Raw genomic sequence first — 22,126 nt, 5'->3', positions numbered from 1 at the left:
ACGTTGACGTCGCTGATTCGCGTCCCCTTCAAGTCGGATTTTCCAACGAGAACAAGTCCGCCTGCTTGTCGTAGGCGAAATATTCGGCGTAGCGCGCCCAGCTGGTCACCGCCTGCACGGTTTCCATCGCGTAGTCCTCTGACATGTGATCCTCCAGTTCGTCGCGGAAGCGGCGTGCCGGCGCATGGTGCGCTGGGCGCTCGTCGAGCACGCGACGGATGTGCGCGGCCAGCGGCACATAGGTCGCTAGGTGCTGGGCAAACAGTTGCTTGCGCGCATCGGTGCCGAGTTCGGCGAAGCGCTGCCCCGCAGGGGTCAACTGCAGATCGCCCTGTTCGAAGACGGCAAAACGCAACAATTGCAGGGTCTCGGCAATCGGGAAAAGCTCATCGACTTCCAATTGCAGGCTGGCCGCCAGTGGCGGCAAGTCGGCGCGGCCATGGTAAGGCTCAGCTGCAACCGCCTCGATCAGGCCAGCCAGAAGATTACTCGACACCCGCGGCAGCACCATGGCGATGCCGCTACCGGGGAACACGCCCTCGCGCGCATGCGGCCGCTGCGGGCTGGACGTCATGCGCGCGTAGATGTCGTCGACCAGCGCGCGGAACGCTGGCGCCAGGCGATTGCGCGGCTGTGGCAGCGTGACCTGGATCTCGCCAATCACTCGCCCCGGATTGGCACCGAAGATCACGATACGGTCGCACATCAACACCGCTTCCTCGATGTTGTGGGTCACCATCAGGATCGATTCGATCGGCATGCGACCTTCCGACCACAGATCCAGCAGGTCGGTGCGCAAGGTTTCGGCTGTCAGCACGTCCAGCGCAGAGAAGGGCTCGTCCATCAGCAGCAGCTTGGGGCGCACCACCAGCGCCCGCGCCAGACCCACGCGCTGGCGCATGCCTCCGGACAACTCCTTCGGGTAAGCGCCTTCGTAGCCATCCAGGCCGATCAGGTCGATCGCTGCCAAGGAGCGGCGGCGCCTTTCGTCGACCGCCACCCCACGCGCCTCCAGTCCCACTTCCACGTTCTGCAGTACGGTCAACCAAGGGAACAACGCGAAACTCTGGAATACCATCGCAATGTCGTCCGGCGCTTGATCCGGCGCAGCGTCGCGGAAGGCAATGCTGCCGGCGCTGGGCTGTAGCAAGCCGGCGATGGCACGCAGTAAGGTCGACTTGCCCGAACCGGAACGGCCGAGTAGACCGACGATCTGCCCAGAGTTCAGGGTCAGGTCGACGTCCTCCAGCACCACCAACGGGGTTGCCCCGCCCTTGTCGTAGCTCTTGCGCACACCCTGTACGCGGACCAGCGGGGCGCGCTCGGGAGCGCTTGCGGAAAAGCTCATGATCGGTCTCCCTGGGTCAGTCGAAACGCAGGCGGCGTTCGGCGAAGACATATAGCCGCCGCCACACCGCACGATTGAAGATACTCACGAACAGCGACATCACCGCCACGCCGAGCAGAACCCGTGCGCCGTCGCCAGCAGCGGTGGCACGAGCGATATAGGAGCCCAGGCCGTAGGCCTGCACATGGCGATCTCCCCAACTGGCAAGTTCGGCCACGATGCTGGCATTCCAGGAGCCGCCAGAGGCCGTCAGCGCGCCAGTCACGTAATACGGGAAAATGCCCGGCAGAATCACCCGCCGCCACCATGTCCACGAGCGCAGCCGGTAGATGGTGGCGGCCTCGCGCAGGTCGGTGGGAAAAGCACTGGCGCCGGCAATCACATTGAACAGGATGTACCACTGCGTCCCCAATATCATCAGTGGCGACAGCCAGATGTTCGGATTGGCGCCAGTGGCGACGATCGCCAAAACCGCAAACGGGAATAGGACGTTGGCGGGGAACGCGGCCAGGAACTGCGCCAACGGCTGCACCCGCTGCGCCACCTTCGGACGTAGACCGATCCAGACCCCAATCGGCACCCATACCAGGCTGGCCAGCGCAATCAGTACCACCACCCGCAGCAACGTGGCCAGGCCGCCGCAGAACGCATCGCCCAGATCGTGCAGACTTAGATGGCGGCGGCCGTAGTCGAAGGCGAACCAGGCCGCAGTCAATCCCGCGGCAGCCAGCGAGACACTCCAGAAGCGATCACCCCAGATCGCGCCGCGCCCCCGGGACGCCTCCGCTGTGCTCACCGACGCTCGTCGCGGCGCCCATCGCAGCAGCAAAGTGCGCTGCCAGGCCCAGGACAATGGCGCGGCCAGGCGCTTGACCAGGCGTGTGCGCCGAAGCAAGTCGTACAACCAGGACTGCGGCTTGTTCTGCGAGGCGGTCAACTCGGCACGGAACTTGTCCGACCAGGCAACGATGGGGCGGAACAGCAATTGGTCGTACAGTGCGATCAGCACCGCCATCGCCAGGACCGCCCAAGCGACCGCGCCGAAGTTGCGCTGGCCGATCGCCAGTGCCAGATAGGCGCCGATGCCAGGCAGCTCAAGGGTGTGATCGCCAACGGTGATGGCCTCCGAAGCGACGACGAAAAACCAACCGCCGGACATCGACATCATCATGTTCCAGATCAGCGACGGAGTCGCATAGGGCGCTTCCAGCCGCCAGAACCGCTGCCAGGCGCTCATGCCGAAACCTCGGGCCACCTCGTCCAGATCGCGCGGCACATTGCGCAGGGACTGGTAGAACGAGAACGCCATATTCCAAGCTTGGCTGGTGAAAATGGCGAAGATCGAGGCCAACTCGGCGCCGATCTGCCGCCCTGGGAACAGGCCAAGGAAGAAAGTCACGGTGAAGGTAAGGAAGCCCAGCACCGGCACCGACTGCAGGATGTCCAGGGCTGGCACGATCACCCGCTCGGCGCGTCGGCTCTTGGCTGCCAGAGTCGCCACCACGAAGGTGAACAACAACGAGGCCGCCATTGCCGCAAACATACGCAAGGTCGTGCGCAGGCCATACTCAGGTAGTTGCCACAGGTCTAGCGACACCGAGGTTGTGCCGGGCGGCGGCAGCGGCGCGCGCATGTCGGCAGCACCGTGCAGCAACAGCACACCCAACCCCAGCAGCAATGCGAACACCATCAGATCGTGCAGGTTGGGCAACACACCGGGACGTATCTCGCTCTGTCCGGGCGCGGAACGGTCACGAACGAATGGAACCATATGGAAGATCCGGCAAAGGCGGCAACAAGCCGCGGCAATTGAAAAATACGCTGGCGCGATCGCGCAGCCGAACGCTCAGTCTGAGCGGGAAAAATGTACGCTGCGGGTCAACCCCTTTCGGCGAGTCCCTACGCGATAACGGACGACCGGCATGCGGCAGCGCGCACGCGCCTGTATCGCTGGGCTGAGGCGCGCCGCAGCGCACGCCAGCGCAGGTGTGGAGACGGACTAGCCGTCCTCGTGGTAGCGGGCAATAGCAATCGCGATGACAGGCACATGGACGGCTCCGGATGCGGAAATGCCATAGGCCAACGCTTGGAGTCTTCGCGGATCGAGCTTGCGTCTTGCGGAAATCGCGCCAGCATCGCAACGAGGCTAGCGAATGATCCCGTCCTGAGCGGACGGGACCCATCTGGGACAACCCAGACCATGGCAATCCTGTCAGCTCGGCAGCTGCAGCAGCTTCGGTCTAGGATGACTGTCCAAGGTGAGTGGCCTCTGGCCGGGAACGATGGGGGCGCAGTATAGCCAGCCCATCAGCTACCGCAAGTCCAGCCCGTGATCAGGGCTGGCGTACATTCACGGCGTCGCCAGCTCCAGGCACGGTTGAGATGCCGATACGGCATGCTGGCGCGCACGCAACCATGCGGCCAGTTCACGCGGCGGTAGCGGCCGCGAGTGCAGATAGCCCTGGATTTCGTCGCAGCCCTGTTCGCGCAGCAGCTCATCCTCCTGCACTGTTTCAACCCCCTCTGCCACCACCTGCATCCCCAATGCGTGACCCAGTTGCACGATCGCCTGGGTGACCTTGGCGGTACCGCTGTCGTGCAACATGTCCTGCACGAAGCTGCGGTCGATCTTGAGCCGTTGCACTGGGAAACGATTGAGGTAGTGCAAATTGGAAAATCCGGTACCGAAATCGTCCACCGCCAACAGTATGCCTTCCTGCTCGAACAGTTCGAAGCAGCGCCGTAACGATTCACTGTCGCGGATCAAGGCGGACTCAGTCAGTTCCAGTTCCAGTCGCTTCGGAGACCAACCGTTGCGCTGGCATAGCTCGATCACCCGCTCGGCGAAGCCACGGTCACGTAACTGCATCGCCGAGACGTTGACCGAGATCCGGTCGAAACTCAGCCCGGCCTCATGCCAGGCTGCTGCCTGGCGGCAGGCCTCGCTGATCACCCAGTCGCCCAGGCGCACGATCTCCCCGCACTCTTCCGCGATCGGGATGAATTCGGCCGGATTGCAATGGCCATGGCCAGGACGGTACCAACGCAGGAGCGCTTCGATCGCCGGCGGATGCCCCTCTACCGTATGCACCAGCGGCTGGTACACCAGCGAGAATTCCTCGCGGTCCAGCGCTCCATGCAGCGCGTGCTCGATCTCCAGACGCCGCTGCGCGCGTAGCAACACGTCCTGGCTGTAGTAGTGACAGGTATTGCGGCCGGATTCCTTGGCCGCATACATCGCCGCGTCGGCTGCGCGCAGCAGACTATCGAAATCCTGACGTCCCTCTTCCATCAGCGCGATGCCGATGCTGGCACCGATTTTGATGACGTTCTCGCCATTGGGCAACGGCTCGGCCAGCGCCGTGATTAGCTTGCGGGCGACGTGTCCAGCGTCGCCGGGTTCGGCCAGATCGCGCAATACCAGAACGAACTCGTCACCGCTTAAGCGAGCCAACAGGTCGCTGGTACGCAGTTGCTGGTGCATCCGCGATGCGGCCAACTTCAACAAGGCATCGCCAGCGGCATGACCGAAAGAATCATTGATACTTTTGAAACCATCCAAATTGACGAACAGCATCGCCAACGTGCTGCCTCGTTCTATCGCATCGTGCATTGCCTTTTCGGACTGTTCGCGCAATAATTGTCGGTTCGGCAGTCCGGTCAACAGATCGTAGTGCGCCAGCAGTTCGATGCGTTCGTTGGCCTCGCGTTCGTGAGTGATGTCGCGAAACAGCACCACGAAGCGAGGCGGTAGACCATCGCGTTCGTCCAGCTCGATCAGGACCTGCACCCAGATACGCTGGCCCGACGGACGATGGAAACACAGGTCCAACTGCTCCGGAAGACTACCTTCGACGATCCGCGCTAACGCAGCCTCGAACGCATCGCGCGAGTCTTGTGTGTATAGCGAAAGCGCCTGGTCAAGCTCGATGGTTTCCTTGCGCAAGCCGTGGATGCGATAGCACTCCTCGGTCCACTGCATCCGCCGGGTGGACACTTCGATCTCGCAGCCACCGATCTTGCCTAGCGCCGAGACACGGTTGAGTAGTTCGGTACGCCAGCGAATCAGCGCATCGGTCTGGCGCTGCTCGGTGATGTTCTGGACCTGGCCTAAAACGCGTTGAATGGTGCCGTCGCCCTCCAATTGCGGCTGTGCCCAGACCCGCAGATGCAACGGCGCTTGACTGCCAAGCGGCAGTTCCACATCGAAATTGACAGGTTTTTTATCGCTCAACATGCGGCGCCAGATCGAGACCAATTGCGCCGACGAATCACGACTGAGCAGACGCAGCCAACCGCGGCTGTTCGGCACCTGCTGTTCGTTCAAGCCAGTGACACGTTGGAACTCGTGCGAGCACCAGAACTGGTCATGTCGCGGGTCCCAGGACCAACTTCCCATGCCAGTCATGCGCTGTGCCTCACGCAGCAAGGTCTGTTGGTCAAGCAGACGCTGCTCCAAAAGCTTCTGTTCGTGGATATCCGTATGCGTGCCAACCATACGCAGCGGACGACCGTCGGCGGTCCGCGCTACGATCCGGCCACGGTCCAGGATCCAGTGCCACTGCCCGTCCTGCCCGCGTAGGCGGAACTCGCACATATAGGTCGCGGTACGACCCTCGAAATGGGCACGGATCGCCTGTTGCAGGCGTTCCTTGTCCTGGCCATGTACGAGCGGCAGCAAGCTGTTGAAACCGTGGACCGGGGCGTCGCCAGCGTAACCAAGCATCTGCTTCCAGCGCTCGGAACGGAAGATCTTGTCGCTGGGAATGTCCCAGTCCCATAGGCCGTGGTCAGCACTGTCCAGAGCAATCTCCCAGCGCGTGGCGCCATCGCTACCGACCGGCTCGGGAACGCTCAAGGTGTAAGCAAGCAGGGCGCCGCTCTCGTCGCGTACGCAGCGCAACCAACCGTCCAGTCGCCGCCCAGCGGTACCCGGCAGCGTGCAGGCCAGCATGTTCTCACCATCGACCAGTCGCTCGCGCACGTCACGCATGAGCTGGGCATAGGCCTCCACGGTGCGCGGCAACCCCAGCATCTGCGCTGATTGGTTGGCAGCCAGGGGCCTACCTTCGGCGTCCAGCAGGACAAGTGCCGAGGTAAGCGGATGCTGCAGCAAGCTTGCAATGAGGCCTTGATCCACGCCCAGATGCTCCGTTTCGCCACGCAGAATAGCTGTGGACATGGGGGATAGCGGCACCTAGCAGTATTAATTGAGCGCTGGAAGCCGGCGATGGGCCGCAGCGTCCATCAACGGCTAAGATGTTCGCCAGAGACGAATCACTGCAACGGGCTGCCGGAGCATGCAATCACCACACGAGAGCTCTCCACCTGCCCAGGCACCATCCGGCATACGCCTGGCAAAACGGTTGGATCGCGGCATCTGGCGCACCGTCCTGTTGTACCTTGCGCTGGGCCTGCTCTGGTCGATCGCCAGCGAGTTGCTACTCGCCTATTTCGTGAAAGACTCCGCAACTCTGGTTGCCTTACAGTTGCTGAACGAAGCTCTGTTCCTGGCGCTGACCGCGATTGCCCTATACCGCTTGCTACATCCGCTGGTCCGTGGCGCGATGCAGTCACATGCGCGCTTGGCACTGTCCGAAGCCGGTTACCGGCAGATGTTCCAGACCAATTCCAGCCCCATGCTTGTCTACAACCTGGAAAGCCTGCGGGTCATTGACGCCAACCCCGCCGCGTTGACCTTCTTCGGCTGGTCCCACGATGAGTTTGTCGGGCTGGAACTAGCGAAGTTATGGCCGCCCAGCGTCAGCGCGCGCATGGCGGAGGTGATCGAGACAATCCGGCAGTCGCCGTCCAAGACCAGCGTGGTCGCCGAACCGTTGTGCATGCGCGACGGCAGCCAGCGCATGGCCGAGGCCCGCAGCAGCAGCCTGGACTACCAGGGACACCAGGCACGCCTAGTGGTCATCAGCGACCGTAGCGCCGAATACGATGCGCAGCAGCGCCGCGATCAAGCCTTGCAACACCTGCAAGAGGCGCAAGCCATCGCGCGCCTTGGGTCGTGGCAACTTGACCGGGCCAGCGGCCTTGGCACTTACTCCGACCAAGTCTACCGCATGCTGGGACGGGGTGTACCGGAGCATGTACGGCAGCATCGTCTGGATGAGTTACTGATCCCCACCGATGTCGCCTCGCAGGCGCGCCTCCAGCGCGTAATCGAAGATCTGTGCGGCACCAAGCCACTGCAACTGGACATGCTACTGCCAGTGCTGGCAGCCGATGGTCAGGCGCGCATGTTGCATCTGCGTGCCGAGTCGGCCAACGACGAGCACAGCGCCGCCTGCGTACGCGGCACCCTGCAGGACGTAACCGAACACGAACGCTCCAGGCGTCTGCTGCACGAGCGCGAGGAGCAGTTTCGCGAACTGGTGCGGGTGCTGCCGGACGGTGTGGTCATCCTGCACCAGGAACATGTGATGTACGCCAATGCCGCCTGTGCCGTGCAGTTCGGTTACGATGGCGAGAACCTACTAGGGGAACCATTGCAGAGCCTGGTGGACAGCGCCAGCCTGGCGCAGGTACGCGAGCAGATGGGCACTGTCGGGGCCAAGGGCGAGCCCGGCGTCGCTGCGCGCATGCGCCGCCGCGATAACTCATTGTTCCACGCTGGGTTATCGTTCGGTAACGTCCGCTACAGCGGTCGCGATTGCAAACTGCTGATTGTGCGCGATCTCAGTGAGCCCGAGCGCATCCGCGATGCGCTGGCGCAGAGCAACCGCGAACTGCAGGCGATGGCACGGCGTCTTTTTTCGTTGCAGGAAGATGAGCGCCGCGCGATTTCGCGCGACCTGCACGACGACATCGGCCAGGCGATTACCGCCATGAAGCTGTCCGCGCATGCCGCACTGGACGAAACCGATGCCGCACGACGCCGCGAGGATCTCGCCGAGATCGTGCAATTGGCCGACAGCAGCATCACCAAACTGCGCAACCTGTCTACCCTGCTGCGCCCTCCGCAACTGGACGCGCTAGGCCTGGAAGCGGCATTGCGCTGGCAAGCAGGCATGCTGTTTCGCGCTTCAGCGGTGCGCCTGCATCTGGAGATCGCGATGCTGCCCGAGCGCCCTAGCAGTGAGGTCGAGCAAGCCTGCTTCCGCATCGCTCAGGAGAGCCTGACCAACGTACTGCGTCATGCCAGCGCCGGTGAGGTGCGGATGACGCTGAGCGACGAGCAACACTGTCAGCTGCACCTAGAGGTGGTCGATGATGGCGATGGCTTCGATCCGACCGGACCGCGTGGTTTAGGCCTGATCGTGATGCGCGAGCGGGCGCAGAGCGCCGGCGGTACCCTGCAAATCGATACCGCCCCCGGCACCGGCACCCGGGTGACACTGTATCTGCCCTACACCACCGCGACGACGCCCCCCTCACTTGGATCTTGACTCGATGTGGAATCCCGCTGCCGCCAACACTGCGGACGACGAACTGCCCTCGCGCCTGGGTGCCGGACACCCGGCGCTGACCGGAATGATCGCCGAAGCGCTGGCAGGCGGACCGGGGGTGATGCTGCTTCACATCGACATCGACCACTTCGCCTCGATCAACGAGAACATGAATCCGGAGGTCGGCGATCAGGCTTTGGCCCTGCTGACGCACCGGCTACAGGCCCACCTGCGTGGCCGTGGCTTGCTATGGCGCCACGGCAGCGACGAACTGGTCATGGCGGTGCCGCGTACCGCTGACGTACCGGCAGCGGAAACATTCGCCGAGGAAATTCGCCAACAGATCGAACTGCCGCTTTCGGTGCTGCCCTACACACTCTTCATGACCGGCAAAATCGGCGTGAGCCTGTGCCCGGAACATTCGACCCGTCTGTCCACTCTGCTCGACTATGCCGAGGACGCGGTCTATCAAGCCGCACGCGAAGGCGGCAACCTGGTTCGCCTCTATGCCGCCGATGGCCAGCCCAGCGCGCACAGCGAAAGCATCATCTCGCGGCAGATCATCGACGCCATTCCCAACGGCGAGCTGCGCCTGCGCTACCAACCGATGGTCAGCGCGCGCGACGGTCGCGTGGTCGGCATGGAGTCGCTGCTGCGCTGGCAGTCACCGACACTGGGAATCCTCGTCCCCGAGCGCTTCATGCGCACCGCCGAGCGCCTGGGGGTGATCGTGCAGATCGGCACCTGGGTGATGGAAGGCGCATTGCGCCAGGCGCGGCTGTGGCGCGACCAGGGTTTCGACGACTTCACCATCGCGGTCAATGTGTCCACTTTGCAACTGCTGCGGCCGACCTTCTTCAACGAAGTCATGTCGGCGCTGCAAGCCGCCGGCGTGCCGCCGCAAATGGTGGTATTGGAGATCAACGAAAGCGCGCTGACCAACAACGTCAATTTCGTCTACGAGACCCTGGCCAACCTGTGCCACGAAGGCATCAGCCTGAGCCTGGACAACTTCGGCACCGGCGATTCCAGTCTCAGCGCGCTGGTGCGCTATCCGGTGGACAAGCTCAAGATCGACCGCAGCTTCATCAAGAGCGCACCTGCCGGCAACCGCGAGGCGGCGATCGCCCGCGCGATTATCGCCATGGGGCACCAGTTAGGCATGGTGGTGATCGCAAACGGCGTTGAATCGCAGGCGCAACTGGGTTTCCTGCGGCGCAACGACTGCGACATCTTCCAAGGCTACCTGTTCGGTGAACCGATGTCGGCCGAAGCGGCGGGCATGGCGTTGCGGCGCCGTTACCTGCGCCCGGAGTCCTTCGCCGAAACTCGACCAGACCGCACACTGCTGTTGCTGGACGACGAGGAAAACGTACTGCGCTCGCTGGTCCGGCTGTTCCGCCGCGACGGCTACCGGATCCTTGCCGCCGGTAACGTCCGCGATGCCTTCGATCTGCTTGCCACCAACGACGTGCAGGTGATCTTGTCCGACCAGCGCATGTCCGACATGAGCGGCACCGAGTTCCTCGGCCGGGTCAAGATGCTCTACCCCGATACCATCCGCCTGGTGTTGTCCGGCTACACCGACCTCGCTACCGTGACCGATGCGATCAACCGAGGAGCGATCTACCGCTTCCTGACCAAACCCTGGAACGACGACGAACTGCGCGAGCACATCCGCCAGGCGTTCCGCACACACGACGATCAACGCAGGGATGGACAACTATGAGGTAGCGACGGCACTGGTGTGCAAAACCCAGGGAAAGTATCGGTCGCCATGTGTACATGTCGCCCTTGCTATCGACGTCGCAGGTGACGAGCCCAGCGACATCACTTGGGCTGACGCACCGGAATCACGATTCTGAAGGTCGAACCTTCACCGACACTGCTGGACACGTCAATACGGCCATGATGCTTGTTGACGATGCCGTAGGAGATCGACAGGCCCAGCCCGGTACCACTGCCGACCGGCTTGGTGGTGAAGAAAGGATCGAAGATGCGTTGCAATAGATCGGCCGGAATACCAGCGCCGGAGTCCTTGAACTCGATCCAGACCTGATCGCCATCCTGACCGGTACTGACGACGATGGTGCCACGCTCCCCGATCGCCTGGCCAGCGTTGAGCAACAGGTTCATGTACACCTGATTGAGCTCCGATGGCAGGCACTCAACCAGCGGCAAATTGCCGTAGTGGCGCTCCAGGATAACCTTGTACTTGAGCTCGTTCCAGATGATGTTGATCGTGGATTCAAGACCCGAATGCAGATCCACCAGCTTCCATGAGTCCTCGCGACCGGAATACGAAAAATCCTTGAGATCGCGAACGATGCTTGTCACCCGCTCGATACCCTCGCGCGACTCGGCCATCAGTTGCGGCAGATCGCGGCTGATGAAGTCGATGTCGAAGCGGTTGCGGATGTCGTCGATCTCCGGAATCAACGCCTTCGGTTCCGGCGCGCGCAACGCGCGCTCGTATGCTTCGATCAGGGTGAACAGGCTGCGTAGATACTCTTGCAGGCTGCCCAGATTGGAATGGACATAACCGATGGGATTGTTGATCTCGTGGGCGACGCCAGCGGCAAGTTGGCCAATAGAGGCCATTTTCTCCGACTGCAGCAGCTTTTCCTGCGCGCCGTTCAGACGCAAATACGCTTGACGTAATTCGTCGTGGCGGCGCTGCAATTCCTGCTCGTAATCCTGCTGCCCTTCGATGCCCTGGATCAGCATCAGGTAATGGCCATCATCGACACCGAAGCCGACCTGAAAATACAGATGCGCCAGCACCACGCGCTGCTCGGTCGGTAAGCTTCCACTCCAACGGCCACTGTTACGCGCCTGCGACAGCGCATCGCCAGGCAGCCATTGCCCCAGATGCGCGCTCAGCGTGCCGGCATCCACGCCGGATAGATAACCGCGAGCGGCCCTGTTGGCGAACACCAATTGACCATCGGCGCGGAACAGCACCACGCCTTCGTACAACAGTTCGCTTAGCGCAAACAGTTGCTCCCTAGGCGGCAGGACAACCGGGGCAGCGGAATCGATATCGACGAAATTCACGACAATGGGCGGCGGGTGGTCGACGGACGTTCAATATACGCCGTTGCCGCCGCTACGTGCGCGCGCCCCCGACGAAGGGGCGCGGGGATATCAGGCGATAGCCAGATGACGCTGCGCGAGCGGCGTGCTCGATTGGCCTTTGGCGTCATAGGCCGAAGCACTCTCGCTGCGGCCCAAGTGACGCAGTGCCCAATTGACTTCACGCCGACGTCGCGCCAGTAGCGCGCCATTGGCACGATTGGCGTCGGCCAGCTCGCGTAGACGCAATTCCACCTCGGCGCCAGCCGGCACGTCCGCTTCCAGTGCGCGCAATGCGGCCAATTTGGCGCTGGTCGCCTGCATCAGACCTTCCACATTGTGATCCAACAACGCTTGCCGTTCACCGACGAGCGCGTCGCTAAGTTCCTGCAAGGGAGTGGTCACAGATGTGTTCATGCGCGGAGTTGCCTATCCATATCGATCATCCGGCTGGCAATGGCCTCCGGGTTGATCGTGTAGCTACCGTTCTGCAACGCGGTGCGGACTGCTTCGACGCGCTGCTTGTCAACCGCCGGGGCGGCCGCCAGTTCGCGTTGTATGTTCTGTAGTCCGGAGGCTTCGCCGGTCAGGCGTAGGCTATCGGTGGCGGCTGTTGCACCAACCTCACGGCTCTGCCCTTCCTCGGATGCGCCAGAGGCGCTCTTGGTTCTGACAGACGACGTGCGGTGTGTGGCCGAGGTCGATAAAGTACCTTCAATTTTCTGGCTCATCACGCTGATCCTGCTACGGGTTCGAATGTGATAACGGCGTTACGATCCAGAACTTTAGGGGATTTGTCATCGCGTCACCAAAACGTCTCCATTTTGTGACACAGTTCCCTGAACAATGCGGCGAGACGACAAGTTTTCGACGGTCACCCGCTCGTTTTCCCCCGCATCGCTCATAGCTCGGCCGGCCATACGTACTTCCAGCCCCCCCTTGCGTGCCACCAGTGCCACATTATCGCCGCGTCGGACCAACCGCGGCGAGACCAAATCGCCGAGCGATAGCAAGGTGCCGGCAGGCAAGGTCCGCCGGACCAGCTTGCCCACCGCCACTGCCGGGTCGGTCATCACGGCCCCGACGATCCGCGCAGCATCGCGCTTCTCAGGGACGATATCGGCAGCACCGATGGTCTCTCCAGCGGTCAGACCGCGCGCCAACACCAATACCTGCTGCATGCGCCGAACCTTGACCGGCACAAACAGCCGCCAGCCAGCATCGCGCGGACAACTCACTTCTACCGTCGTGGTACCGGTCGGCAGGGCTTGCAGCGGCACCGGACACAGCGGCACCCGAACCGCCGGGTCCAGCGTCGCCTCAGCTTCAGCCCCTGGACCTAGGGTCGACAGTGCTGCCGCGCGGATCGTTTCCACCGGCTGGAATTCATCGGCCCAGGCGGGCGTGGCCGCAAGCAGCATCAGCAACAGGATCGGACGCATCGCCGTATCTCTTCTCGTGATTAAGTGTCGCCTCCTCAGTGCAAACAGTGTGCCGCGATTCGGTGCGATCAATACCCGACACAGCCTCAAGTTCCACTGCGCTGGCGCCGATATGAACGCCATGTCGCACGATCTGCTCAACCGAATCGACCAGCGCACCCGCTTGGCGGGCCACAATCGGCTTGCCTTGCTGTTGTTCAGGCTGGGCGGTCGTCAGCTTTTTGGCGTGAACGTCTTCAAAGTGCAGGAAGTCTTGCGCCGGCCGGAGCTATTCCAGGTACCGGGGCTGCCACTGCAATTTTCCGGTGTCGCCGATGTACGCGGCCGCTCGGTGCCCGTGCTCGACCTAGGTCTCGCCATCGGCCACCCGGAGCGCGAACCCAACACGGACGCAGGGCCACGCTACATTGTCGTCACCGAGTTCAATCGCTCGGTACAGGGCTTTCTTGTCAGCGGCGTGGAGCGCATCGTCAACATCGCGGTGGAGGATATCCATCCGCCACCGGAGCTGGGAGCAGAGTCCAGCTATCTGACCGCAGTGACACGCTTCCAGGGCGAACTGATTCAGGTGATCGACGTGGAAAGCGTCTTGGCCGACATTGCCCAGACGCGTACGGAAGCGCAGATCGACCCGTCGTTGGCACTCACCGGCCGGCAATTGCAGGTCTTGGTGGTAGACGACTCGCGCGTGGCCCGACAGCAGATCCGTAGCGTACTCGACCAGCTCGACGTGGGTGCGACCCTGCTGTCGGACGGTCGCCAGGCACTGGACCACCTCTTGCAGATCCACGCCAGCGGCGAGAATCCAGCGGATCGCTACGCCATGGTGATCTCCGACATCGAGATGCCAGCGATGGACGGCTACACGCTGACGACGGAAATCCGCCGTCACCCAGGTCTGTCTGGGCTATACGTGCTGTTGCACACCTCGCTCTCTGGGGTGTTCAACAACGCGATGGTCGAGCGCGTTGGGGCCAATTCCTTCGTCGCCAAGTACAGCGCCAACGAATTGGCCGACTACGTACTGGCGCGACTGCGGGTCGTCGCCGAGGCTCGGGCCGCTTAATCCTAGGCGCTGACGGCATGCCGGCGCCGACGGTACATCCGGCCGCGAACAATTGACCCGATAGGTCTGCTCCGCTAAAGGCGGATGCTCAGTTTGGCACACGACTTGCCTGTGGTTTCAGCAACGAACCGCGGGACCGCGTGCCATGTCCAATCCGATTTCATCCTATTTTGGCGTCCACGGCGACGCCCTGCCGCTGCGCGAGCAACGGATGAAGCTGATTGCCAGCAACATCAGCAACGTCGATACCCCCGGCTACAAGGCACAGGACCTGGATTTCGACGCGGCGATGCGCGCCGCACAGGGTCAACGCGAAGGGACCCAACTCGAGGTCACCGACAGCCGCCACATCGCGGTCGGGGGCGATGGCCTGAACCCGTTCCAGATCACCCGCGAGTCCAGCCAGCCCAATTTGGACGGCAACACCGTGGACCCGGACGCCGAACGCGCCGCCTACGGCCGTGCCGCGCTGGAATATCGCGCCTCGCTAAGTTTCATCGATTCCAAGGTGCGCACTATGCTCACCGCGATCACGGGCCAATAAGCCATGAGCAATCTGCCGATCTTCGACGTCGCCGGCTCCGCGCTGCAAGCACAGTCGGTGCGAATGAGCACTATCGCCAGCAACTTGGCCAACGCCGATTCGGTGGCCGGCTCGGCCGAAGCGGCCTACAAACCGATAGAACCGATCTTCCAGGCGGTGCGCGACCCGCACGACAGCGCGCTGACCGGTGTCAACGTCAAGGAAATCAGCCAAAGCAAGGATCCGCCGATCAAGCGTTACGAACCCGGCCATCCGCTCGCCGATGCAGACGGCTACATCTATTCGCCGGACATCGATCCGGTCTCGCAGATGGTCAACCTGATCTCCGCCTCGCGCAATTACCAGGCCGGCGTGGAAGTCCTCAACACCGCCAAAGAACTGGCGCTATCCACCTTGACCATCGGCCGCTGAACCGTCCTCATTCCGTCGCCTCATTCTCCCGGGAATTCCATATGACCAACGTTGCTTCCTCCACCGATACGTATTCGAGCCTGGGGCTGAGCGCCGCGAGCAACACCAGCACCACCGCCAGCAGTAGCCCGGCACTCAAACAAGCCGACTTTCTGAAGCTGATGACCGAGCAACTGCAACATCAAGACCCGCTCAAGCCGATGGACAACAGCCAGATGGTGTCGCAGATGGCGCAACTGTCCACCGTGCAGGGGATTGGCGACCTCAACAAGACCGTCACGGCGCTATCGGCATCGATGAGTACCGATCAAGTTCTGCGCGGCGCCAATCTGATCGGGCACAAGGTGCTGGTCCCGTCGGCGAGCCTGCCGCTAGGGAGCGATGGCGCTGCCGGCGGGATGGTCGCGGCCACCAGTGCCGGCGTAGTCAACCTTACCGTCAGTGACGCCAACGGCAAGGCGATCAAGCAGATCAGCGTGGCGGCCGACAAGGCCGGTCAGATCCCCTTCAACTGGGATGGCACCGACGCCAACGGCACACGGATGCCCGCAGGCACCTACAGCGTCACCGCCACGCAGAACGACACCACAGGCGCCACCACCACACTGTCCACCTACGTTCAAGCGCCGGTCGAAAGCGCCATCATCGGTTCGGACGGCATCTATCTCGATCTGACCGGGCTGGGCACTACGCCGCTGTCGAACGTCATCCGCGTCAGCTGAGCCAGCCAATCCACAGGAGTCCACCATGGGTTTCAACACTTCATTGTCAGGCATCAAAGCCGCCAATACCGACCTCAACGTCACCGCCAACAACATCGCCAACGTCAATACCACCGGCTTCAAGAGTTCGCGTGCCGAGTTTGCCGACCAGTTCACGGTCAGCGGCTACGGCCTGGCGCGCAATGCCGTCGGCTCCGGCGTGCGGGTCAGCAACGTGGCCCAGCAATTCTCGCAGGGCAACATAGATCCGACCGGACGCAACCTGGACCTGGCCATTTCCGGTTCGGGTTTCTTTACCCTATCCAACAACGGCGCCCGGGTCTATTCGCGCGCCGGCAATTTCCAGACCGATGCCAATGGCTACGTGGTCAACCCGCAGGGCGCCAGATTGCAGGTGTTTCCGCCCACAGCCAACGGCAATGGCTTCGCAGTCGGCACCCTGAGCGACCTGCAGTTGCAAACCACCGACAGCCCACCAAATCCGACCAGCACGGTCAACCTGATGTTCACCCTGCCCGGCAACGCCCAACCGCCGACGGTCACCACGTTCGACCCGAACAACGCCAACAGTTACAACAGCTCCACCGGCGGCACCACCGTCTACGACTCACTGGGCGTGAGCCACATCCAGACCTCGTATTTCGTCAAGACCGCCACCCCCAACCAGTGGCAGGTCTATAACTACATAGATGGTGTCGCCGCAGGCGGTGCAAGCACACTGCAATTTTCCGGCAGTGGCATGCTCACCAGCCCCGCCGACGGCAAAATCACGCTGGGCAGCTTCACCCCTAGCACCGGCGCAGGCCCCCTCAACCTCACATTGAACGTCACTGGTTCAACGCAGTACGGCGAAACCTTCGCCTTGCGCGGTGCCTCCCAGGACGGCTACGCCAGCGGCAAGCTCAACTCGATCAGCATCGATTCCACTGGCGTCGTCTTCGCGCGCTACTCCAACAATGCCGACAAGGCATTGGGACAGGTCGCGATGAGCAACTTCGTCAATCCGCAAGGCTTGACGTCGTTGGGCGATAACGCCTGGGCGGAAAGCTCGGGATCGGGTGCTCCTCGTACCGGAGTAGCAGGCTCGTCGGACTTCGGCAGCGTGCAATCCGGTGCGCTTGAGTCCTCCACCGTCGACCTGACCGAGCAGCTGGTCAACATGATCGTGGCCCAGCGCAACTTCCAGGCCAACTCGCAGATGATCTCCACCCAGGATCAGGTCACCCAGACCGTCATCAATATCCGTTGACGGCTGAAGCCGAGATTGGGAACTCGGGGCCTGAAATTCGCTAAATCAAACGCTGTAGGGGACGCGGATCGATACGTCGCGCTGCGTCCTTCTCCTGATCGTTTAAGTACTTCCACTTCGCGCCTTTCCGGGTCCCCAGCCCAGAGACCCGAATCCAGGCTTTCGAGGATTTCCCATGGACAAAGCACTCTACGTCGCCATGACCGGCGCCCGCGCTTCGCTGCAGGCGCAGGGCACGGTGTCGCACAACCTGGCCAACGTCGAGACCGCCGGTTTCAAGGCGCAGCTCGCCAATACCGAGGCATTCCGCATTCAGGGTAGCGGCTACCCGTCACGCATCGACGCGCTGCATATCGACCAGGGCTTCGACCGCGATGTCGGCGCCCAGCAGGTCACCGGCAATCCGCTGGATGTCTCGCTAGTTGCCAATAATTGGCTGGCGGTACAGGCGAGCGACGGCAAGGAGGCGTATACCCGTGGCGGTGAATTGGCACTGACCGCGAACGGACAACTGGTCACCGCCAGTGGCCGTGCGGTACTCGATACCGAGGGCAACCCGATGTCGATCCCACCGCATCAGTCACTGGAGATCGGCAACGATGGCACCGTCTCGATCGTGCCATTGGGCGAAGGACCACAGGCGATGAGCGCGATCGGCACGCTGAAAGTGGTGACTGCACCGGCGGATCAGCTCACCCGCCGCCCCGACGGACTGATGCGCAATATCAGCGAAGATCCGACCAAAGCCTTTCCACTTGCCACCGGCACCGCACTGCACACAGGCGCACTGGAAGGCAGCAATGTGGATGCCGCTGGTGCGCTGGTGCAGATGATCCAGTTGCAACGCCAGTTCGAAATGCAAGTGAAAGTGATCAAAAACGGCGACGAAAACGCGCAGTCGGCCAACACCCTGCTGCGCCTGAGCGGCTGAGGCCACCGCCGGCGCGGTGTTTGGCACGGCGCATGCATCAGTCTTCATGCACCCCGGCACAGCTCGGGGACCATTCTTCAGAGGAACTCGGGTCATGAATCAGGCTTTGTGGGTCGCCAAGACCGGCATGGATGCGCAGCAGACACGTATGTCGGTCGTCTCCAACAACCTGGCCAACACCAGCACCACCGGCTTCAAACGCGATCGCGCCAGCTTCGAAGACCTGCTGTACCAACAGCGGCGTCAACCCGGCGGTGCCAGTTCGTCGCAGACGCAGTTGCCCTCCGGCCTGCAGTTAGGAACTGGCGTGCGTGTAGTCGCCACCTCCAAGGATTTCGAGCAAGGCAGCCAACAGCAGACGGGGCGGGCATTGGATGTGATGGTCAACGGTCGCGGCTTCCTTGAAGTGCAGATGCCCGACGGCACCTCCGCCTATACCCGCGATGGCAGCTTGCAGGTCAACGCGCAGGGCCAACTGGTGACCAACAGCGGTTACGCCATACAGCCAGGCATCCAGATTCCGGAAGGTGCGCAGTCGCTGACCATTGGCAACGACGGCACGGTCAGCGTGCAGGTCCCAGGCTCCGCCGCCGCGCTGCAAGTCGGCTCGCTGACCCTGACCGACTTCATCAATCCCTCGGGACTGCAAGCCACCGGCCAGAACCTGTACGTGGAGACCGCCGCCTCAGGTCCGGCACAAAGCGGTACGCCCGGCCTCAATGGCCTCGGCACCACCGTGCAGGGCGCCTTGGAAGGCAGCAACGTTAATGTGGTGGAAGAGCTGGTGAGCATGATCGAAACCCAGCGGGCCTACGAAATGAACGCCAAGGCGATCTCCACCACGGACGCGATGCTCGGCTACTTGAACAACAACGCCTGATCCCGCCGTTTCCGGAATCCGCCATGTCACACCTGTCCTCTCTCTGCTTCTCCGCCGCGCTGTTGTCGGTCCTGCTCGGCGGCTGCGCCAATTTGGGCGTCGCTGCCGGCGACATGCGCCCGTATTCGCCGATGGCACCGATCGTCCCAGTGGTCGCACCGCAGGCACAGCCCAGCGCCGGCGCGATCTACGCCGCCGGCCCTGGCCTGTCGCTGTATTCGGACCGTCGTGCCCGCGATGTCGGCGACTTGCTGACCATCACGTTGGTGGAAAGTACCAATGCCAGCAGCACCGCTGGCACCAGTATCAGCAAAAAGGACAGCGTGAAAATGGCCACGCCGACCCTGCTCGGCACCCCGTTCACGATCAACGGCACCGACGTGCTCAATAACTCCACCAGCGGCGATCGCAGCTTCGCCGGCAAGGGCAACACCGCGCAAAGCAACACCATGCAGGGAAGCCTGACCGTGACCGTGATGCAGCGCTTGCCTAACGGCAATTTGGTGATTCAGGGCGACAAAAATCTGCGTCTGAACCAGGGCGACGAACTGGTGCAGGTGCAAGGCATCGTCCGCGCCGCCGACATCGCCCCGGACAACACCATTCCCTCCAGCAAGGTCGCCGACGCGCGCATCGCCTACGGCGGTCGCGGCGCGGTGGCGCAGTCCAATGCCATGGGCTGGCTGAGCCGTTTTTTCAATTCACGCATTTCGCCTTACTGAGACCTACCATGACCCTCCTGTCCCTGCCCTGCCGCCTGCTCGCCGCGTTTGCGCTGTGCACAAGCCTGGTCGCCCCGGCCGCGGCCGAACGCATCAAAGATCTTGCCCAGGTCGGCGGCGTGCGCGGCAATGCGCTGGTCGGCTATGGCCTGGTGGTCGGCCTGGACGGCAGCGGCGACCGCACCAGCCAAGCGCCATTCACCGTGCAGAGCCTGAAGAACATGCTCGGCGAGTTGGGCGTCAACGTGCCGGCGAACGTCAACCCTCAGTTGAAAAACGTCGCTGCGGTGGCGATCAGTGCGCAACTGCCGCCATTTGCCAAGCCGGGCCAGCCGATCGACGTCACCGTATCCTCGATCGGCAATGCCATCTCGCTGCGTGGCGGCTCTTTGCTGATGACACCGCTGAAGGGCGCCGATGGTCAGGTCTATGCGATTGCTCAGGGTAACTTGGTAGTCGGCGGCTTCGGCGCACAGGGCAAGGACGGTTCGCGCATCTCGGTCAACGTGCCCAGCGTCGGCCTTATCCCGAATGGTGCAACCGTGGAGCGCGCATTGCCGGACGTGTTCGGCAGCAGCAGCGAGATCACCCTTAACTTGCACCAGGCCGATTTCACCACCGTCTCGCGGATGGTCGCGGCGCTGGAAAATACCTTCGGCCCCGGCAGTGCACATGCCGTGGACGGCTCCACCGTGGCGGTACGCTCGCCAAGCGACCAGAGCGCACGCATCGGCCTGCTGGCGCGGATCGAAAACGTGGAATTATCGCCCGGCGCGGCGCCGGCCAAGGTCGTGGTCAACGCTCGTACAGGCACCGTGGTAATCGGCGCGCAGGTGCGGGTCAGCCCGGCGGCGATCTCGCACGGCTCGCTGACCGTCACCATCAGCGAAGGCACCGATGTCAGCCAACCGAACGCGCTGAGCAATGGCCAGACCGTGGCGACGCCGAAATCGACCATCACCGCAACCAACGAAGGTAGCCGCATGTTCAAGTTCGAAGGCGGCACCTCGCTGGATCAAATCGTGCGTGCAGTCAACGAAGTCGGTGCCGCGCCCGGCGATCTGATTGCGATTTTGGAAGCGCTCAAGCAGGCCGGTGCCCTGAGCGCGGAGCTAGAGGTGATCTGACATGCGCATCTCGTCCTCGCCCCTCGACCTGCACGCCAGCACCCAGAACGATCCCGCCAAGATCGACAAGGTGTCGCGCCAGCTCGAAGGACAGTTCGCGAACATGCTGGTCAAGAGCATGCGCGACGCCAGTTTCGGCGACTCCCTGTTCCCGGGCGAGAACCAGACCTTTCGCGACATGTACGACAAACAGTTGGCTAAAGGCTTGACCGACGGTAAGGGTCTGGGCCTGTCGGCACTGATCGCCAAGCAACTCGGTGGCGGCCAACCTAGCGCAGCGCCAGCCACCAATACCGCGATCGGCGCGGCCAAAGCAGCCAAGGCTTATTCGCTGGTATCAGACCGGGGCAGCCGCGCCATTCCCCTGCAAGACGGCGCCACCGCCGCGGCAGACGGGACCGAAAGCGGTCCGTTGAGCGGCATGAGCGTGGCCGGGACGCCACAGCATCCGGTCGAACAGGTGCTGGACATGATCGCCGGTCGCGACAGCAACGCCCAGCGTCAGTCGTTCGGCGGCAACCCGGTCGACGGCAGTGCCGGCCTGTCCTGGGACAGCACAGATGATCGCTGGTCGAACGTCCAGAAACCTGCCGATAGCGCCACAGCGATCGATCCAAGCGCCGCCGCCGCGGCCAACGCAGCGGCTGCAAGCCTAGGCGAACGCACACCGGAAGGTTTCGTCGCCAGGATCTGGAACCATGCGCAAAAAGCCGCGCACGAGCTGGGAGTGGATGCGCGGGCACTGGTCGCGCAGGCTGCACTGGAAACCGGTTGGGGTCGCCATGGCATGGCCCACAACAACAGCCCCAGTTCGAACAACATGTTCGGGATCAAAGCCACCGGCTGGAACGGAGACCGCATCACCGCCAACACCCACGAATATGTGGACGGGGTCAAGCAATCGCAGACTGCGGACTTCCGTGCCTACGCTTCGCCAGCGGACAGCTTTGACGACTACGTGCGCCTGCTGAAAACCAACCCGCGCTACCAACAGGCGTTGAAGGCCGGCACCGACATACGCGGCTTCGCGCAGGGCCTGCAGCGAGCGGGTTATGCCACCGATCCGTCCTACGCGTCCAAGATCGCCGCCATCGCGGCGGGACCGATCGTCGGCCGTGCTGTGGCGGCAATCGGCAACGCGGCTGCCAGCGGCATTGGCATGATCGCCAGCAGCGTCGATCCCTCCAGCATCATGCGACGCTGAGGTAG

General features: G+C 62.7%; 19 protein-coding genes. 12 read left to right on the top strand and 7 right to left on the bottom strand.

The genetic code is table 11. The annotated features are described in order from the left end of the window. Nucleotides 1–28: 28 nt before the first annotated feature. From XalbCFBP2523_RS01195 to XalbCFBP2523_RS01185, 3 genes are all read right to left on the bottom strand, one after another. On the bottom strand, nucleotides 29–1,348 hold the full coding sequence (locus XalbCFBP2523_RS01195; protein WP_045757993.1) for an ABC transporter ATP-binding protein: 1,320 nt from the start codon (nucleotides 1,346–1,348) through the stop codon (nucleotides 29–31). Nucleotides 1,349–1,364: 16 nt separating this feature from the next. Continuing rightward, the gene (locus XalbCFBP2523_RS01190; RefSeq protein WP_045765698.1) at nucleotides 1,365–3,119 is read right to left on the bottom strand and encodes an ABC transporter permease; all 1,755 of its coding nucleotides are present in this window, start codon (nucleotides 3,117–3,119) and stop codon (nucleotides 1,365–1,367) included. A 579-nt stretch (nucleotides 3,120–3,698) separates the two neighbouring features. Then, on the bottom strand, nucleotides 3,699–6,530 hold the full coding sequence (locus XalbCFBP2523_RS01185; protein WP_407070978.1) for an EAL domain-containing protein: 2,832 nt from the start codon (nucleotides 6,528–6,530) through the stop codon (nucleotides 3,699–3,701). A 118-nt stretch (nucleotides 6,531–6,648) separates the two neighbouring features. Here XalbCFBP2523_RS01185 and XalbCFBP2523_RS01180 point away from each other — a divergent pair, with 118 nt between their 5' ends. After that, nucleotides 6,649–8,748: a PAS domain-containing sensor histidine kinase gene (locus XalbCFBP2523_RS01180; protein WP_045765697.1), complete on the top strand. Its 2,100-nt coding sequence runs from the start codon at nucleotides 6,649–6,651 to the stop codon at nucleotides 8,746–8,748. Between the two features lie 4 nt (nucleotides 8,749–8,752). Continuing rightward, nucleotides 8,753–10,477, top strand: coding sequence for an EAL domain-containing protein (locus tag XalbCFBP2523_RS01175; RefSeq protein WP_012915945.1), 1,725 nt, complete (start codon nucleotides 8,753–8,755; stop codon nucleotides 10,475–10,477). 101 nt (nucleotides 10,478–10,578) lie between these two features. On the opposite strand, the gene XalbCFBP2523_RS01170 is transcribed toward XalbCFBP2523_RS01175, so the two are convergent. The 4 genes from XalbCFBP2523_RS01170 to flgA all read right to left on the bottom strand — a co-directional run bounded on the left by XalbCFBP2523_RS01170 (nucleotide 10,579) and on the right by flgA (nucleotide 13,265). Beyond that, nucleotides 10,579–11,766 carry an ATP-binding protein gene (locus XalbCFBP2523_RS01170; protein WP_301272240.1) on the bottom strand — a complete coding sequence of 396 codons (1,188 nt, stop codon included), beginning with the start codon at nucleotides 11,764–11,766 and terminating at the stop codon, nucleotides 10,579–10,581. A 129-nt stretch (nucleotides 11,767–11,895) separates the two neighbouring features. Beyond that, on the bottom strand, nucleotides 11,896–12,240 hold the full coding sequence (locus tag XalbCFBP2523_RS01165) for a flagellar protein FlgN (RefSeq protein ID WP_012915943.1): 345 nt from the start codon (nucleotides 12,238–12,240) through the stop codon (nucleotides 11,896–11,898). Further along, nucleotides 12,237–12,554 carry a flagellar biosynthesis anti-sigma factor FlgM gene (flgM, locus tag XalbCFBP2523_RS01160; protein ID WP_045765696.1) on the bottom strand — a complete coding sequence of 106 codons (318 nt, stop codon included), beginning with the start codon at nucleotides 12,552–12,554 and terminating at the stop codon, nucleotides 12,237–12,239. Before flgM ends, XalbCFBP2523_RS01165 begins: the two co-directional genes overlap by 4 nt. Nucleotides 12,555–12,620: 66 nt before the next feature. Further along, nucleotides 12,621–13,265, bottom strand: a complete 645-nt coding sequence (gene flgA / locus XalbCFBP2523_RS01155; protein WP_045756820.1) for a flagellar basal body P-ring formation chaperone FlgA — start codon at nucleotides 13,263–13,265, stop codon at nucleotides 12,621–12,623. 121 nt (nucleotides 13,266–13,386) lie between these two features. Here flgA and XalbCFBP2523_RS01150 point away from each other — a divergent pair, with 121 nt between their 5' ends. The 10 genes from XalbCFBP2523_RS01150 to XalbCFBP2523_RS01105 all read left to right on the top strand — a co-directional run bounded on the left by XalbCFBP2523_RS01150 (nucleotide 13,387) and on the right by XalbCFBP2523_RS01105 (nucleotide 22,121). Further along, nucleotides 13,387–14,331: a chemotaxis protein gene (locus tag XalbCFBP2523_RS01150; protein ID WP_045757250.1), complete on the top strand. Its 945-nt coding sequence runs from the start codon at nucleotides 13,387–13,389 to the stop codon at nucleotides 14,329–14,331. Between the two features lie 145 nt (nucleotides 14,332–14,476). Beyond that, on the top strand, nucleotides 14,477–14,875 hold the full coding sequence (gene flgB, locus XalbCFBP2523_RS01145) for a flagellar basal body rod protein FlgB (protein WP_012915939.1): 399 nt from the start codon (nucleotides 14,477–14,479) through the stop codon (nucleotides 14,873–14,875). Between the two features lie 3 nt (nucleotides 14,876–14,878). Further along, on the top strand, nucleotides 14,879–15,286 hold the full coding sequence (flgC, locus tag XalbCFBP2523_RS01140) for a flagellar basal body rod protein FlgC (protein ID WP_012915938.1): 408 nt from the start codon (nucleotides 14,879–14,881) through the stop codon (nucleotides 15,284–15,286). A gap of 41 nt (nucleotides 15,287–15,327) precedes the next feature. Beyond that, nucleotides 15,328–16,008, top strand: coding sequence for a flagellar hook capping FlgD N-terminal domain-containing protein (locus XalbCFBP2523_RS01135; protein ID WP_012915937.1), 681 nt, complete (start codon nucleotides 15,328–15,330; stop codon nucleotides 16,006–16,008). A gap of 25 nt (nucleotides 16,009–16,033) precedes the next feature. Then, nucleotides 16,034–17,257 carry a flagellar hook protein FlgE gene (flgE, locus tag XalbCFBP2523_RS01130; protein ID WP_045765695.1) on the top strand — a complete coding sequence of 408 codons (1,224 nt, stop codon included), beginning with the start codon at nucleotides 16,034–16,036 and terminating at the stop codon, nucleotides 17,255–17,257. A 175-nt stretch (nucleotides 17,258–17,432) separates the two neighbouring features. Beyond that, nucleotides 17,433–18,188 (top strand): flagellar basal body rod protein FlgF, encoded by a 756-nt coding sequence (locus XalbCFBP2523_RS01125; protein WP_045765694.1) that lies wholly within the window; start codon nucleotides 17,433–17,435, stop codon nucleotides 18,186–18,188. A 94-nt stretch (nucleotides 18,189–18,282) separates the two neighbouring features. Next, on the top strand, nucleotides 18,283–19,068 hold the full coding sequence (gene flgG / locus XalbCFBP2523_RS01120) for a flagellar basal-body rod protein FlgG (protein ID WP_012915934.1): 786 nt from the start codon (nucleotides 18,283–18,285) through the stop codon (nucleotides 19,066–19,068). 23 nt (nucleotides 19,069–19,091) lie between these two features. After that, the gene (gene flgH / locus XalbCFBP2523_RS01115; protein WP_012915933.1) at nucleotides 19,092–19,790 is read left to right on the top strand and encodes a flagellar basal body L-ring protein FlgH; all 699 of its coding nucleotides are present in this window, start codon (nucleotides 19,092–19,094) and stop codon (nucleotides 19,788–19,790) included. 8 nt (nucleotides 19,791–19,798) lie between these two features. Beyond that, nucleotides 19,799–20,917 (top strand): flagellar basal body P-ring protein FlgI, encoded by a 1,119-nt coding sequence (locus XalbCFBP2523_RS01110; protein WP_012915932.1) that lies wholly within the window; start codon nucleotides 19,799–19,801, stop codon nucleotides 20,915–20,917. A 1-nt stretch (nucleotide 20,918) separates the two neighbouring features. Beyond that, nucleotides 20,919–22,121 (top strand): flagellar assembly peptidoglycan hydrolase FlgJ, encoded by a 1,203-nt coding sequence (locus XalbCFBP2523_RS01105; RefSeq protein ID WP_045765693.1) that lies wholly within the window; start codon nucleotides 20,919–20,921, stop codon nucleotides 22,119–22,121. Nucleotides 22,122–22,126 lie beyond the last annotated feature (5 nt).

This window comes from Xanthomonas albilineans, from assembly GCF_002939705.1.
GTDB classification, from domain to species: Bacteria; Pseudomonadota; Gammaproteobacteria; order Xanthomonadales; family Xanthomonadaceae; genus Xanthomonas_A; species Xanthomonas_A albilineans.
This window is presented reverse-complemented; position numbering and strand designations above follow the sequence as displayed.

What these genes read in the sequence shown, in the direction of transcription:
- XalbCFBP2523_RS01195 (WP_045757993.1), bottom strand. Translation starts at nt 1,348, where the DNA reads ATGAGCTTTTCCGCAAGCGCTCCCGAGCGCGCCCCGCTGGTCCGCGTA.
- XalbCFBP2523_RS01190 (WP_045765698.1), bottom strand. Translation starts at nt 3,119, where the DNA reads ATGGTTCCATTCGTTCGTGACCGTTCCGCGCCCGGACAGAGCGAGATA.
- XalbCFBP2523_RS01185 (WP_407070978.1), bottom strand. Translation starts at nt 6,530, where the DNA reads ATGTCCACAGCTATTCTGCGTGGCGAAACGGAGCATCTGGGCGTGGAT.
- XalbCFBP2523_RS01180 (WP_045765697.1), top strand. Translation starts at nt 6,649, where the DNA reads ATGCAATCACCACACGAGAGCTCTCCACCTGCCCAGGCACCATCCGGC.
- XalbCFBP2523_RS01175 (WP_012915945.1), top strand. Translation starts at nt 8,753, where the DNA reads ATGTGGAATCCCGCTGCCGCCAACACTGCGGACGACGAACTGCCCTCG.
- XalbCFBP2523_RS01165 (WP_012915943.1), bottom strand. Translation starts at nt 12,240, where the DNA reads ATGAACACATCTGTGACCACTCCCTTGCAGGAACTTAGCGACGCGCTC.
- flgM (WP_045765696.1), bottom strand. Translation starts at nt 12,554, where the DNA reads ATGAGCCAGAAAATTGAAGGTACTTTATCGACCTCGGCCACACACCGC.
- flgA (WP_045756820.1), bottom strand. Translation starts at nt 13,265, where the DNA reads ATGCGTCCGATCCTGTTGCTGATGCTGCTTGCGGCCACGCCCGCCTGG.
- XalbCFBP2523_RS01150 (WP_045757250.1), top strand. Translation starts at nt 13,387, where the DNA reads ATGTCGCACGATCTGCTCAACCGAATCGACCAGCGCACCCGCTTGGCG.
- flgB (WP_012915939.1), top strand. Translation starts at nt 14,477, where the DNA reads ATGTCCAATCCGATTTCATCCTATTTTGGCGTCCACGGCGACGCCCTG.
- flgC (WP_012915938.1), top strand. Translation starts at nt 14,879, where the DNA reads ATGAGCAATCTGCCGATCTTCGACGTCGCCGGCTCCGCGCTGCAAGCA.
- XalbCFBP2523_RS01135 (WP_012915937.1), top strand. Translation starts at nt 15,328, where the DNA reads ATGACCAACGTTGCTTCCTCCACCGATACGTATTCGAGCCTGGGGCTG.
- flgE (WP_045765695.1), top strand. Translation starts at nt 16,034, where the DNA reads ATGGGTTTCAACACTTCATTGTCAGGCATCAAAGCCGCCAATACCGAC.
- XalbCFBP2523_RS01125 (WP_045765694.1), top strand. Translation starts at nt 17,433, where the DNA reads ATGGACAAAGCACTCTACGTCGCCATGACCGGCGCCCGCGCTTCGCTG.
- flgG (WP_012915934.1), top strand. Translation starts at nt 18,283, where the DNA reads ATGAATCAGGCTTTGTGGGTCGCCAAGACCGGCATGGATGCGCAGCAG.
- flgH (WP_012915933.1), top strand. Translation starts at nt 19,092, where the DNA reads ATGTCACACCTGTCCTCTCTCTGCTTCTCCGCCGCGCTGTTGTCGGTC.
- XalbCFBP2523_RS01110 (WP_012915932.1), top strand. Translation starts at nt 19,799, where the DNA reads ATGACCCTCCTGTCCCTGCCCTGCCGCCTGCTCGCCGCGTTTGCGCTG.
- XalbCFBP2523_RS01105 (WP_045765693.1), top strand. Translation starts at nt 20,919, where the DNA reads ATGCGCATCTCGTCCTCGCCCCTCGACCTGCACGCCAGCACCCAGAAC.